Origin of the sequence: Sphingobacterium chuzhouense, from assembly GCF_014692525.1 — a bacterium.
GTDB lineage: Bacteria > Bacteroidota > Bacteroidia > Sphingobacteriales > Sphingobacteriaceae > Sphingobacterium > Sphingobacterium chuzhouense.
In genome coordinates this window covers 222,545-235,768 of sequence record NZ_JACNYL010000003.1, presented here as the reverse complement: position 1 = coordinate 235,768, position 13,224 = coordinate 222,545, and the positions used below count along the sequence as shown (strand labels likewise).

At 40.2% G+C, this 13,224-nt stretch carries 12 protein-coding genes; 8 read left to right on the top strand and 4 right to left on the bottom strand.

From position 1 onward, the window contains the following. Positions 1-23 precede the first annotated feature (23 nt). From H8B21_RS13045 to H8B21_RS13015, 7 genes are read left to right on the top strand one after another with little or no spacing between them, the layout of a single operon-like run. Entirely contained in the window at positions 24-1,016 is a 993-nt protein-coding gene (locus H8B21_RS13045) for a glycosyltransferase family 2 protein (protein ID WP_190314215.1), read from the top strand. Between the two features lie 11 nt (positions 1,017-1,027). Further along, the gene (locus tag H8B21_RS13040; RefSeq protein WP_190314214.1) at positions 1,028-2,293 is read left to right on the top strand and encodes a hypothetical protein; all 1,266 of its coding nucleotides are present in this window, start codon (positions 1,028-1,030) and stop codon (positions 2,291-2,293) included. Next, on the top strand, positions 2,290-3,417 hold the full coding sequence (locus tag H8B21_RS13035; RefSeq protein ID WP_190314213.1) for a glycosyltransferase family 4 protein: 1,128 nt from the start codon (positions 2,290-2,292) through the stop codon (positions 3,415-3,417). Before H8B21_RS13040 ends, H8B21_RS13035 begins: the two co-directional genes overlap by 4 nt. Then, entirely contained in the window at positions 3,414-4,559 is a 1,146-nt protein-coding gene (locus H8B21_RS13030; RefSeq protein ID WP_190314212.1) for a glycosyltransferase family 4 protein, read from the top strand. The genes H8B21_RS13035 and H8B21_RS13030 overlap by 4 nt, the downstream gene beginning before the upstream one ends. Next, complete coding sequence (locus H8B21_RS13025; protein WP_223815021.1) at positions 4,549-5,700, top strand: glycosyltransferase; 1,152 nt, start codon at positions 4,549-4,551, stop codon at positions 5,698-5,700. The genes H8B21_RS13030 and H8B21_RS13025 overlap by 11 nt, the downstream gene beginning before the upstream one ends. After that, on the top strand, positions 5,687-6,487 hold the full coding sequence (locus tag H8B21_RS13020) for a polysaccharide biosynthesis/export family protein (protein WP_223815020.1): 801 nt from the start codon (positions 5,687-5,689) through the stop codon (positions 6,485-6,487). Before H8B21_RS13025 ends, H8B21_RS13020 begins: the two co-directional genes overlap by 14 nt. Before the next feature lie 10 nt (positions 6,488-6,497). Beyond that, entirely contained in the window at positions 6,498-8,885 is a 2,388-nt protein-coding gene (locus tag H8B21_RS13015) for a GumC family protein (protein WP_190314211.1), read from the top strand. A gap of 91 nt (positions 8,886-8,976) precedes the next feature. Here the strand turns inward: H8B21_RS13015 and H8B21_RS13010 are convergent, their stop codons facing one another. Beyond that, positions 8,977-10,281: an ammonium transporter gene (locus H8B21_RS13010; protein WP_190314210.1), complete on the bottom strand. Its 1,305-nt coding sequence runs from the start codon at positions 10,279-10,281 to the stop codon at positions 8,977-8,979. Positions 10,282-10,634: 353 nt separating this feature from the next. Between H8B21_RS13010 and H8B21_RS13005 the strand changes: the two genes are divergently transcribed. Next, positions 10,635-11,672, top strand: a complete 1,038-nt coding sequence (locus H8B21_RS13005; protein ID WP_190314209.1) for an outer membrane beta-barrel protein — start codon at positions 10,635-10,637, stop codon at positions 11,670-11,672. Positions 11,673-11,736: 64 nt separating this feature from the next. On the opposite strand, the gene H8B21_RS13000 is transcribed toward H8B21_RS13005, so the two are convergent. The 3 genes from H8B21_RS13000 to H8B21_RS12990 form a co-directional block, all read right to left on the bottom strand. Then, positions 11,737-12,168, bottom strand: coding sequence for a tail fiber domain-containing protein (locus tag H8B21_RS13000; protein ID WP_190314208.1), 432 nt, complete (start codon positions 12,166-12,168; stop codon positions 11,737-11,739). Positions 12,169-12,278: 110 nt separating this feature from the next. After that, entirely contained in the window at positions 12,279-12,575 is a 297-nt protein-coding gene (locus tag H8B21_RS12995) for a hypothetical protein (protein ID WP_190314207.1), read from the bottom strand. Positions 12,576-12,694: 119 nt separating this feature from the next. Next, a complete protein-coding gene (locus H8B21_RS12990; RefSeq protein WP_190314206.1) occupies positions 12,695-13,177 on the bottom strand; it encodes a regulatory protein RecX in 483 nt (160 codons plus the stop codon). Between the last annotated feature and the right edge of the window lie 47 nt (positions 13,178-13,224).

Here is a 13,224-nt window from a genome sequence, read left to right as displayed (position 1 = left end):
TAATTAAATCGATACTTTGTCAGATGCGTTATTCCGTTTCCATAATCGTACCGATGTACAATGTTCAGCAATTCGTAGAGAAATGTGCGAGACATTTGCTTGAGCAGACAATGGAAAATATCGAGATTATTTTTATTGATGACTGTTCTCCGGATGAAAGCTCGGCTATCGTTTCCCGGGTTTTGGAACGCTATCCCTCGCGGAAACCTCATGTAAAAATCATTAGGCATAAAATGAATAAAGGGTTGCCCTCTGCGAGAAATACAGGGTTGGTTGTGGCGAGTGGTGAATATGTATTTCACTGTGACGGAGACGATTGGCTAGAAACGGAGGCTATAGAGCGGTTATATAACGCCGCTAAAACGAATAACGCAGACATCGTGTGGTGCGATTGGTATTTATCTTTCCAAAATAACGAGCGGTATATGTCGCAAGACCCGGGCTCGGCTTCCCTTACGTCTGTAGCATCTGTTGAACTTCTTCTCGCAGGTAAAATCCGGTACAACGTCTGGAATAAGTTGGTGAAGACTTCGCTGTACAAAGACCATAATCTCCATTTTCCGGACGGTCATGGCATGGGGGAAGATATGGCTATGATAAAGGTATTCGCTTATGCGCAAAAAGTGGTTTATCTACCACAGGCGTTGTATCACTATGTACAGCTGAATAATGATGCTTTCACGAAGAAAATGACAGCTCAACATTTAGAGGATATTAAATATAATGTCGATACAACTATCCATTTTATACGTGGTATTTATGGTGATAATATGGATATGTTTGTCCAATTTTTTAAACTCAATGTCAAATTACCATTTCTGATTTCTACCGACGTGGAATCGTATGAAAGATGGTTGGCATGGTATCCGGAAGCTAATGCATTCATTGATGCGAATCCGATGTTTTCCAACCGGGCAAAATTTATTCAGAAGACCGCTTTAAGGCGTCAATTTTGGATTCTAAAATTATATTATTATCTGATTATTAGGGTGGTATATGGTTTAATTTATAAATAACGCGACCTTCTATGAAGACAGTATTAATCATATTAGCAGGCATCGTTACCAGTTTTTTTTATTTTCCGTTTGAGTTTACCTTCTTACCAGTGGGTTTGAATACGAAGATCATGATGGCGGTAGTTGGACTGCTGTTAATAGCATATCATATTATAAAGATGGGCGTTGCTCGCTTCTCGCGGGAAATAATAATTGCTTCTCTTATTGCGGTTTTGTTCTCATTGACAGGTCTTTTATCGATGGACTACAACAACTCTAATGATTCTGCTTATGCCTCCTATATTATTTCGATGTGGGTTTGGCTAGCTGCTTCGTATACAGTTGTTACATTTATTGCGGTAATCCATCAAAAATTGAATTTCCGGCTGGTAGTCGATTATTTAGTTGTTGTTTGTTTAAGTCAATGTGTGTTAGCATTAGTAATTGATTTTGTACCGGCAGTGAAAGTTTTCGTTGATCGATATATTGATCTGGGAATTAATGAATTTTTGACCGAAGTGAACCGATTATATGGTATGGGAGCGGCACTAGATGTTGCAGGTATTCGGTTTTCGGCGGTTTTAGTCATGATGAGTATATTATTGGTAAAGGATGAGAAATTACGAGAAAATCAGAAAGAACTATTCCTGTATGCCATAGCTTTTTTGGTTATCGGTGGTATAGGGAATATGATTTCCAGAACGACTACGGTAGGACTAACATTGTCGTTAGGTTACCTCGTTTTTTTTGCCAATGTAATTCAAGCAAATATAAAAGTATCGAATCTGCAACTCTGGAAAATAATTTTATTGGCGGTGTTGATAATAGCAACAATCAGTGTCTATTTTTATAATACCAACGCAGAAGTATATAAGTTGTTGCGGTTTGCTTTTGAAGGCTTTTTTAATTGGATAGAAACAGGAGAATGGCGAACAGACTCTACAGACCGTTTAAATAATGTGATGTGGATTTGGCCGGATGCGGATGATTATGAAACTTGGATAATCGGCAAAGCAACATTTTCGAATTGGCATGCTGTAGGAACAGATATAGGTTATTGTCGATTTATTTTCTATAGTGGCTTAATAGGATTAAGTATTTTCACGTTCTTTTTTATGTACTTGTCTTATGCACTGTGGCGTAAATTTCCGGTATTTAAGCACCTCTTTCTATTGTTGTTTGTACTCGCTTTAATCAATTGGTTAAAAGTAGCTACAGATATCTTTTTAGTGTATGCTCTATTTCTGTCCGTGGGTAGCCCGTATTTGTATCATAAATATTATGTGGAAGAAGAATGAAAATAGTCTACAACATATTAGGTACATTTAACTCGGGTGGTATGGAGCGGGTATTGGCAAATAAAGCGAATTATTTTGTTGCTCAGGGGCTGGAGGTGGCTATTGTAACAACGGATCAGCAGGGGAGATCTCCCTACTTTCCATTAAATGAGGCTATTCAGCTACACGACTTGGATATCAACTATACAGAAAATAATCAACATGGACTGTGGAAGAAAATAATCTCCTATCAACGGAAACAAAAACAGCATAAACAATTACTCACAAGTCTTCTGCAAGATTTGAAGGCAGATATCGTTATTTCCATGTTTGATAACGATGCTTCTTTTCTCTATCGCATTCAAGATGGGAGCAAAAAAGTGCTGGAAATTCATTTTTCGCGTTTTAAACGCTTACAATATGGACGGAAAGGACTTTGGAAGATAATAGACCGCCTTCGTAGCTGGCAGGATGTTTCTATAGCAAAACGATATGACCGCTTTGTCGTATTGACGGAAGAGGATAAACAATATTGGGGGAATCTTCCCAACATAGTAGTTATTCCTAATGCGAACAGTTTTGTGCCGAATTGTCAAGCGGATGTAAAGGCCAAACGTGCTATCGCTGTTGGACGATATGATTATCAGAAAGGTTTTGATGAGCTGATTGCATTATGGAGAAAAATATATGAGCAAAAACCGGATTGGAAATTAGACATTTTTGGTCATGGACCTTTAAAGAATAAACTACAATCACAGATTAACCAATTGGGATTAGCAGATGTGATTCGTTTATGTTCGCCGGTTTGGGATATCGAAAAAGAATACTGTCAAAGTGGATTGCTGGTTATGACTTCTCGTTATGAAGGCTTACCGATGACATTGTTGGAAGCGCAAACTTATGGTTTACCGATGGTGGCTTATGCTTGCAAATGTGGACCACGGGATATTATTCGAGATGGTGAAAATGGTTTTTTAGTTGAGGAACATAATCAAGAGATGATGGTAGCGCGATTGATACAACTGATGGAAAATGAAAATCTGCGTTGGGAAATGGGACGGAAAGCAAAGGAAATGTCTACGGATTTCACGGAAGCTAAAGTGATGCGGAAATGGTTGGATCTCTTTAATCAATTGACACCATGAAGACCATAGTGATATCAGCCGTAAATATTGTGGAAGCAGGTCCTTTAACCATATTGAGGGATTGTCTTTCCGGTCTTTCGCAATGGGTTGCTGATCGGGAAGGTGAGTTTAGGGTGATCGCTATTGTGTATAAAAAAGAATTGGCAGATTATCCGCATATCGAATACATCGAAACGCAATGGCCGAAAAAAAGATGGATAAACCGGTTGTGGTATGAATATGTTTCGTTGAAACGAATATCCAAAACTATCGGCTCGGTCGACCTTTGGTTCTCGTTGCACGATACCACACCGAATGTAGTCGCCGAGCGCCAAGCGGTTTATTGCCATAATGCACTTTTTAGTTATCGCTGGAAGTTGCACGACCTGTTCTTTGCGCCTAATATGGCGATCATAGCGATGTTAACGAAATTTATTTATCGTCGAAATATCCACCGGAATCGTTATGTCGTCGTGCAACAAGAGTGGTTTAGAAAAGCGATGAATAAGATGTTTGCCATAGATAGGAGTAAGATCGTTGTAGCACCACCAATACGACCAAAGGCGAGTATGTATACACAAGGAAAAGCAGGTTGTCGGAATAAGGCTATATCTTTTATTTACGCGGCGTCACCTAACCCTCATAAAAACTTTGAAGTGATCTGTCGGGCAGTCGACATCTTGGAGAACCATTATCATATCAAGGATTTTAAAGTCTACATCACGGTTCGGGGAAATGAAAATAAATATGCGAGATGGCTGCATAAAAAATGGGGTGGGTTGAATTCAATTCGATTTGTAGGATTCTTGTCGAAAGATGATTTGCAGAACTATTACGATACCTGCACCGGACTTATTTACTCATCTAGAGTGGAATCCTGGGGCTTGCCCATTTCGGAATTTGCAGTTTACAACAAATATATGCTGCTGGCGGATATGCCTTATGCACATGAGACAGCCGGAGCTAGCGGTTACACGGCTTTTTTTGATCCGGATAACCCAGTTGCTTTAGCAAAATTGATGGCGCAGCTTATTAAGGGAGAAAGCCAGGCTTTCAAACCGATCCCTTCTACAGTTATAGCAGAACCGTTGGCAAATAATTGGTCAGATGTGTTTTGCATGCTTTTAAAGGAGAGCATGAATAGAAAACACAATGAAGTTTAGGAACATGAGTATATTGCAATTGGGAAAATTCTATCCCATTCGGGGTGGAGTGGAAAAAGTAATGTATGATCTGACAATAGGTTTGTCAGAGCGGAAGGTACGTTGTGATATGCTTTGTGCGTCAACCGAAAACTATCCGCAGGGTACCATAGAACTAAATGCCTATGGAAGTGTCTTCGTGGTACCCACAAAACATAAGCTGGCAGCGACGATGTTGGCACCGGCCATGATTACAAAGCTTCGCCAAATCGCGAGATATTATGACGTAATCCACATCCATCATCCTGATCCGATGGCGTGTCTCGCCTTATTCCTTTCTGGTTATCGGGGCAAGGTGGTTTTACATTGGCATTCGGATATATTGAAGCAGCGAGCGTTATTGAAACTATATGTGCCGCTGCAAAATTGGCTTATCAAAAGAGCGGACATTATTGTGGGAACGAGTCCGGTATATGTAGCCGAATCAGCATCTCTCCAAAAGGTACAACATAAGATTGATTATATCCCAATAGGGGTTTTGCCGGTGCAGGCAGTTACGGAAAAGATTGTAGCTATTAAGGAGCGATACAAAGATAAGCATGTGATTTTTTCGTTAGGACGTTTGGTAGATTATAAAGGTTATGAATATTTAATTCGGGCGGCACAATATCTCGACAATAGTTTCCAGATTGTCATTGGAGGAAAAGGTCCTTTACGAGAATCATTGACTGCATTGATTCAAGAGCTGGAAGTGGAGGATAGAGTGACGTTATTGGGTTTTTTGCCGGACGAAGATGCATCGGCCTACTATGCCTCGGCTGATATATTCTGCTTAAGCTCTATTTGGAAGACGGAAGCTTTTGCGATTGTGCAGATAGAAGCAATGTCCTGCGGAAAACCGCTCGTATCGACACACATCCCCGGTTCCGGCGTGAGTTGGGTAAATGAAGATGGTGTCTCCGGATTAGTGGTAGAACGGGAGAACCCGGAAGCATTAGCGTATGCCTGTAAAAAAATAGCAACCGACCTTATATTAAAACAACAATTGTCAGAAGGTAGCCAAAAGCGATACGAAGAATATTTTACAAGGGACAAGATGGTGGAGAAGAGTCTGGAACTTTATGAGGAATTAAGAAAACAACAAAATTATGAATATGAATAAGATTACTTTATTGACATGGCTGTTAGGCCTGGTACTGTTAAACGGTTGTATAGTACCTAGAAAAGTGGTATACGTACAAGATATGGCGCCCGATACGGCATATCTTGCTTTGGAAGCGCCATTATTGCGATTACAGAAAAACGATCGCATTCAGATTGTAGTGAGTGCGAGTGCACCGGAGCTCGCCGCGCCGTTCAATAGTGGCGTAGGTAGTTATAGGGTGGGAGATGATGGCAATGTATCGACTGTAGTAGATCGTTCCAGTTCGACATCGGGCTATACCGTTGATCAAGAAGGAACCATCGGTTTTCCGATTCTTGGTAAAATGCGTGTGGAAGGATTAACGTTGGAAGAGGTTCGGGAAATGGTCCGTGGTGCTTTGATTGCTAAAGAATATATTAACAACCCTACCGTGAAAGTGGAACTGTTAAATCTGAAAATTAGTGTAATGGGCGCTGTTGGGAGTCAATCTGTTTTGCAGGTGCCGGAAGCTCAGATAACCTTGTTGGAGGCAATTACCCAAGCGGGAGGTTTGTCTATTCTTGCTGATCCCCAAGCGGTATTCGTTATTCGGGAACAAGATGGAGTGCGAAAAAAATACGTAAACGACATAGAATCAAAATCTATTTTTGATTCGCCGACTTATTACTTGCAACAAAACGACATTGTTTATGTGGAACCTCGGGTAGCACCGACAACACCTCGCGAGCAGCGCAATAGGCAATTTCTGAGTCTATCCATTGCGATAACAGGTTTTATCGTATCAATGTATACTTTATTTAAATAATCGAAAGAAAATGCGTGTTAATCAATATAATTCCAGTATAGCCGCTGATGGCAAAAAAGAGCAATCGATCAATGTACTTGATATTCTAAAATACCTGCTTTATCAGTGGAAATGGTTTGCTTTATCTGTCTTAGTGTTTGGCGCATATTATTATTATCAATATAGTAAATCTCCCTTTATTTACCGTAGTGTGGAAACCGTGATGATAAAGACACCGGTTAATACACCTGTCACGGCACGCCTTACGCGGACAAATTCTATCAACACGGTGAGTGTGAAAAGTGAGATTCTGCAACTTCGCTCCAAGGAGTTGATGCGAACTACGATAGAGCGCATCGGTGCGGAAACGAACTATTTGGAACGTGTGGGACTACGCTACAACGAATTGTACAAGACCAGCCCGGTGAGTGTTGCCCTTGGGGGAAAATCGGAAAGCATCGGATACGATCTTCTAGTAATACCATTGGATGCAAACCATGTACGCGTAAGAAAAAGGAATGATAAAACTGAAGACGAAGAAGTTAAAATTCCTCTCAATAACGAGACCAAGACACCGTTTGGTGTGCTCATGATAAAACCAACCCCATTTTACAATGAAGCATCATACGGCAGGGTTATTCGTGTGGTTAAGCGACCTATAACTGCTGTTGTGAGTTATTTTTTATCCAATCTGAATATCAGTCAAATGGATGATGACGCTTCCTTGTTGCAGATTGCTCTTGAAGATACGAATCCGCAACGGGCAGCGGCGCTGATTACGGAATTAATTACGGTCTACAATGAAGTCACATTATCAGACAAAAATCAAATAGCGGTCAATACCGAGGAGTTTATACGCGATCGCTTGGCGATTATAGAGAGTGAATTGGGATCGGTGGAATCTGATATTGAACGTTTGCGGACGGCCAATCAGGGCGTGGACGTGCAGACAGCAGGACAGATGTATTTATCGGATACCCGCCAGTTCCAGTCGGAGCGAACCAAAATAGAAACAGACATCAATCTGGCGAACATGATGCGGGAATACCTCACCGCGAATGGGGGACAATATGAGCTGATGCCGAATAATACTGGACTGGTGGATGCGAGTGTGGAAAGTCAGATCGGGGAATACAATACCATGCTGTTGCGCCGAAATCGTCTGGTAGAAGGAAGTAGTACGGCAAATCCGGTAGTAGTTGATCTCGATAGAAACTTGGCATCCATGCGAGACAATATTTATGAAGCGGTGAACAATACCTTGAGAGGTTTGGATATCAAGATGAACAATATATTGAAAGAGGAGCAATCTGCCAGAGGAAAAGTGATGCAGGTGCCTCGAAAGCAACGGATGATGCTTTCCGTCGAGCGGCAACAGAAAGTAAAGGAAGAGTTGTATTTATATTTGCTTAACAAAAGGGAAGAAAATGCGATCAACCAGGCGATGACGGACGAAAGCATCCGAATTGTAGATGCAGCATCCCGTTCTACCGCACCTATTCATCCTAGTAAATTTCGCAAAGTAGGCACAGGTGTGGCTATCGGCTTAGTTCTTCCTGCAGTGATTTTGTTATTGACAATGATGTTGGATACGAAGGTTCGTACTCGACGGGATATCGAAGAGGCTGTGTCTGTACCATTTTTAGGAGAAATACCATTATCTGATAGGAAAACAAATAGCAAAACAAATATTTTGGTGTCGGAAACAGGACGGGACCCGCTGACGGAAGCTTTCCGGATTTTGCGGACGAATATTAGTTTTATGTCGAGTGACGGGATAGAAGCCAAGGTCATTATGCTGACTTCTTTCGGTATCGGTGTTGGGAAAACATTCACTTCGTTAAACCTTGCTACCACGATGTCGTACTTGGGTAAGAGGGTTGCGGTTGTTGATTTAGATTTGCGTAAAGGTTCGTTAAGTACAAGGGCTGGATTGAACAGCTTAAAAGGTGTAAGTCATTATTTATCAAATCCTAATGTACAGATGGAACAAATCCGGCATATTTCGGAGGAAATTCCCAATCTGCATTTTTTTCCAATCGGTGCGATAGCCCCCAACCCGGTGGAATTGTTGTTAAGCAAAAGATTGGATGATCTGTTTCAAATATTACGTAATCAATATGATTATATTATCGTTGACGGTGTGCCCATAGGAGTTGTTGCTGATGCGGCTATCGTGGATCGTATTTCTGACTTGACCTTATTTATGATACGGGCGGGCAAGATGGATCGCCGTCAACTACCCGATATCGATCGCATATATAAGGAGAAAAAGATAAACAACATTGCTATTGTGCTAAATGGCTTAAAACTGGGAGGCTATAGTTATGGTTACGGAAGCGATGGCTATGGAGGATATGGTTACGGTTATGGCTACGGAGAGGAGAAGAAACGTGGTATATTCGGTTTTAAAAGATAATACGACATTTTTTGTTTAGAAGAAGTGGTCACTACAATAAAAGTGACCGCTTCTTTTCCGTTGTTGTCAGTTCTTGAACACCTTTAAAGAACTAAAGTTCTTCGTTATGTTGACTCATGTCCAGTCCAACAATTTCCGCCTCTTCACTAACACGTAGTGATGCTAAGAGATCGGTAACTTTTAAGAGAACCAATGATCCGAAGAAAGCGAACGCTGAAGCACCAACAAGAGCAACCAGGTGAGCAAGAAAAAGCCCGGTTTCACCGAAGAATAGCCCGTTGGTTGTAACAGCGCCGTTGACGCTGCTATGTGCGAACACACCTGTTAGTAGCATACCGACCATGCCTCCTACACCGTGGCAGGGAAATACGTCTAAGGTGTCGTCTATACCTCTCTTGGTTCTCCAGATAACCACGAGATTACTGATAACCGCGGCGACCAGGCCAATGACTAGTGAATGTGGGATTGTCACAAAACCAGCAGCGGGCGTAATAGCTACCAATCCGACAACTGCGCCTATACAGGCACCCATTGCGGAAGGCTTTTTACCTCTGAGGATATCAAAGAAAATCCACGCTATGGCAGCTGCAGCTGATGCGGTAGTTGTGGTTGCAAATGCGGAAGCGGCTAACTCATTGGCGCCACCTGCTGAGCCCGCATTGAATCCGAACCAGCCAAACCATAGTAAACCTGTTCCTAAGATAACATAGCTGATACGGGCTGGCGTATGCACTTGTTCTTTACGTTTGCCTAAGTATAATGCGGAAGCCAAAGCGGCCCATCCTGCCGACATGTGTACAACGGTTCCCCCGGCAAAGTCGAGCACGCCCATGTTTGCTAACAACCCATCGGGATGCCACGTGGCATGTGCTAATGGTGCGTAGATGAAAATGACGAATAACGTAATAAAAATAAGGTAGGAATTAAATTTAATACGCTCGGCAAAAGCGCCTGTGATGAGCGCAGGGGTAATTACCGCAAATTTTAACTGGAACATAGCGAATAATGCTATAGGGATGGTCGGTAATGCTGACCAGGCATCGTTCCCTAACATGCCCTTCATCATATAGAAAGTGGAAGGGTTGCCGATAATACCGCCGATATCTTCGCCAAATGCAAGGCTGAAGCCAAATACGACCCATATAATGGTGATAAGGCCCATACATACGAAACTTTGTAGCATGGTAGATATTACATTTTTTTTGCGAACCATGCCACCATAGAAAAAAGCCAAACCCGGTGTCATTAATAGTACCAATGCCGCAGACATTAATAGCCATGCAGTGTCGCCTGTATCTATATTGCTTTCTGCGACGGTAGTAACTTCGGTAGATGGGGAGAGCAATGCGAGGATTGCCGCCAATGCAAGGAGTCCAAATGGGAGAATTTTTTTCATCTCTGGTTTTGATTAAGTTTTTTGATTAATTAGTGGTTTTTGTCTTGTCTTTTTGATTATTTGATATTTAAAATTGTTTTTCATTTCAAATATCGAAACAAAAAATGATAAAATCTAGTAATTTTTTATTTTTTATATAAAATATTTGAAAATATTGTGATTTTTTACTTTAATTTGTTTTTGTAAATAATAAAAATCGTATTACAAACTGATTTTTTGTCATTTATTTTTTGTTTTTCATATACGTTCTTTATAAAAATTAGTTAATGTCTTGTTTTTGGTTTTGTTTATTGATTTTTTATTGTTTTGTGTTAATTATTTTATTTTAAAACATAATAAAACAAATGAAAATCATGAAAAAATCATTATCTATATTCATTTTTGTACTTATTTCAGCTTTTTTATGTGCACAGGAAGGCACACCTTTGGAAATAACTGGTTACGCAGATATTTATTGGAAATATGACTTTGCTGAACAAGAAAATATCGGTACGTATTTCGCAAACAATCATAATTCTATTTCGTTGGGCATGCTTGGCCTAGGGTTGCAAAAGTCAACTGGTAAAGCGACCTTTGTCGGCGAGCTTGCATTCGGACCGCGCGGACAATACCTCAGTATACCAAACGGCGATGATAGTGAAGCCAATGCCGGCAATTCGTTCCATATCCAAAACTTGTATGCTTCTTACGATTTTACGGATAAATTCAACATGACGGCTGGTTATATGGGAACATTTATTGGTTATGAAGTAATCTCACCAGTCTCAAACTTTCATTATTCCACTTCCTACCTATTTGGTGCCGGACCATTTCAAAATGCCGGAATTAAAGCAACTTATGCTTTCTCGGATAAGGTGTCACTGATGGCGGGCTTATTCAATGACTGGAATGTCTATCAGGATTTTAATGGAATATCGCATGTAGGTGCACAATTGGCCTTAACCCCTGTCGATGAGTTCAGCGCATACTTAAACTTCCTGACGGGTTCGTCGGAAGGAGGAGAGGCCAATTATAGTTCCGGAACATTAGTTGACCTTGTAGCTAGCTATGATTTTTCTCCAAAAGTTAGTCTCGGACTGAATGCAGCAGATTATACATTTCAATCCGATGGTGGTTATAGTGGTGTGGCAATATATCCTCGTTATAATATCAATGAAAATATTGGTATGGGCGTCCGTGCGGAATACTTCAAAGAAAAGGATGTGGAGGAATTGGAGGGGCAGCAATTTACATCATTCACGCTGTCGGCACAGCTGAAACACGGTGGGCTGATTGTTATTCCAGAAGTTCGTCTGGATAACAATAACCAATCTGGTTTCTTGAAGAAAGACGGGCTTACTGCTACGAAGAATGCATCGCAAGTTTCAATTGCTCTTGTTTACGCGTTTTAATAGATATTAAATAACCATGAGCCATACCTTTTGGCTCATGGTTATTTGCTTCGTAGCGACAGGTTTATTTGGATTTCAATTGTTCTACTTCTTTTCTCAACGCTTCAATCTGTTCCTGCTGTTCTTTTATCGCGGCAACGAGAACAGGTATCAGACTTTCATTATCCACGTCATCGTATTTAGCCGTTTTCGTTGTGTTTTTTCCCGTTGTATATACCTTTGATGAGGTTTGTAACATATCTGGAAATACGTTTTCTATATCGCGGGCTAAAAATCCATAACGATTACCCGTTGGTAAATTAAGAGCCTTGAATTCATCTCTGTTATAGTTGAACGTAATTGGATTTAAGTTTTTTAGCTTTTCGGTAGAATTGGTAATCTGTGCCACATTGATTTTTATTTGATCTTCTTGATATTGTTGGCTAAACGCGATTGAAATGGAGCCGAAAGCAATACTCAATGTACAGATTCCTTTAATAATGATATTTGTCTTCATTGTGTTATATATTTTATTAAATGTATATGAAAAACTTGCATCCGCGGTACGCGAATACAAAAAGTATATTCTCTTACTCAAATGTTATTTCCTAATATGAATGGAAGGAGCTAAACGACGTTGGGAGGAGGGAAATGCAAACCGATACTAACATGAGGAAGTGGCCTGCCCGGTAAAAGATAAAAGCAATCTTTGGGTTGTGCTAAAAGATAAGGAGAGAAAGCCGTCTCCACGATAATTTCATCGTCCAAGTTAAGTCTTGTTTCACTTTCTTCCGCATCGTTGTTTTGGTCAAAGATTTGGTCGACATTTACATCAAAATCTTTTGTGATATCTGTCGAAGTAGCTTGCAAACAAATTATACTTCCTAGAAGGAGAAATAGATATATTGTCCAAGTCTTTTTCATCCACGATATTTAGTTGACCTAGTACAAAAATACGGTTTTTGAGCATTTAAACCTAATTTTTTTTACGTTTATAATATTTGCTTAGAATATTATTGGGTGCTGTTCATCAACATGAAAAATCACATTGTTTGGTTTATTTTTTCAAAAATAATATCATTTTCAAATCCTTTCGATTGTAAATAAACGGCCAATTTAGATTTTTCGGTAAAAGAAAGTTTTTTTATGGGTTTATTTAATCTTTTCTCGATCGTTTCTTTTATTTTTTTGTCGTATTCGTCCGGATTTATCTCTCTTAGGGCGATACGAATGAGTGGTTCGGAAACATTTTTTGCCTTAAGATGCTGCTTTATCTTGATTTTCCCCCAACCTTTCATACGAAACTTACCTAAAGCGTATACTTTTGCAAATCGTTCTTCGTTAAGAAAGTTGTCTTCAATGAGTTGGACGATGATATTTTCTACTTCTTTTTGATGAAGTCCCCATTCATATAATTTGTTTCGTACTTCCTGCTGGGCACGTTCTTGGTAAGCACAGTAGTTTTCAGCTTTTGCCTTAGCTTGTAGCGGTGTCAGCGTTTTTTTCTGTTTCCTGTATTCGTCCATCCTGCAAACCTAAATAATTTTGTTTTTATATACTAAATAATAGTATT

Coding starts and splice junctions, on each gene's coding strand:
- H8B21_RS13045 (WP_190314215.1), top strand. CDS start 24: ATGCGTTATTCCGTTTCCATAATCGTACCGATGTACAATGTTCAGCAA.
- H8B21_RS12995 (WP_190314207.1), bottom strand. CDS start 12,575: ATGAAAAAGACTTGGACAATATATCTATTTCTCCTTCTAGGAAGTATA.
- H8B21_RS13020 (WP_223815020.1), top strand. CDS start 5,687: ATGAATATGAATAAGATTACTTTATTGACATGGCTGTTAGGCCTGGTA.
- H8B21_RS13005 (WP_190314209.1), top strand. CDS start 10,635: ATGAAAAAATCATTATCTATATTCATTTTTGTACTTATTTCAGCTTTT.
- H8B21_RS13030 (WP_190314212.1), top strand. CDS start 3,414: ATGAAGACCATAGTGATATCAGCCGTAAATATTGTGGAAGCAGGTCCT.
- H8B21_RS13025 (WP_223815021.1), top strand. CDS start 4,549: ATGAAGTTTAGGAACATGAGTATATTGCAATTGGGAAAATTCTATCCC.
- H8B21_RS13040 (WP_190314214.1), top strand. CDS start 1,028: ATGAAGACAGTATTAATCATATTAGCAGGCATCGTTACCAGTTTTTTT.
- H8B21_RS13000 (WP_190314208.1), bottom strand. CDS start 12,168: ATGAAGACAAATATCATTATTAAAGGAATCTGTACATTGAGTATTGCT.
- H8B21_RS13010 (WP_190314210.1), bottom strand. CDS start 10,281: ATGAAAAAAATTCTCCCATTTGGACTCCTTGCATTGGCGGCAATCCTC.
- H8B21_RS13015 (WP_190314211.1), top strand. CDS start 6,498: ATGCGTGTTAATCAATATAATTCCAGTATAGCCGCTGATGGCAAAAAA.
- H8B21_RS13035 (WP_190314213.1), top strand. CDS start 2,290: ATGAAAATAGTCTACAACATATTAGGTACATTTAACTCGGGTGGTATG.
- H8B21_RS12990 (WP_190314206.1), bottom strand. CDS start 13,177: ATGGACGAATACAGGAAACAGAAAAAAACGCTGACACCGCTACAAGCT.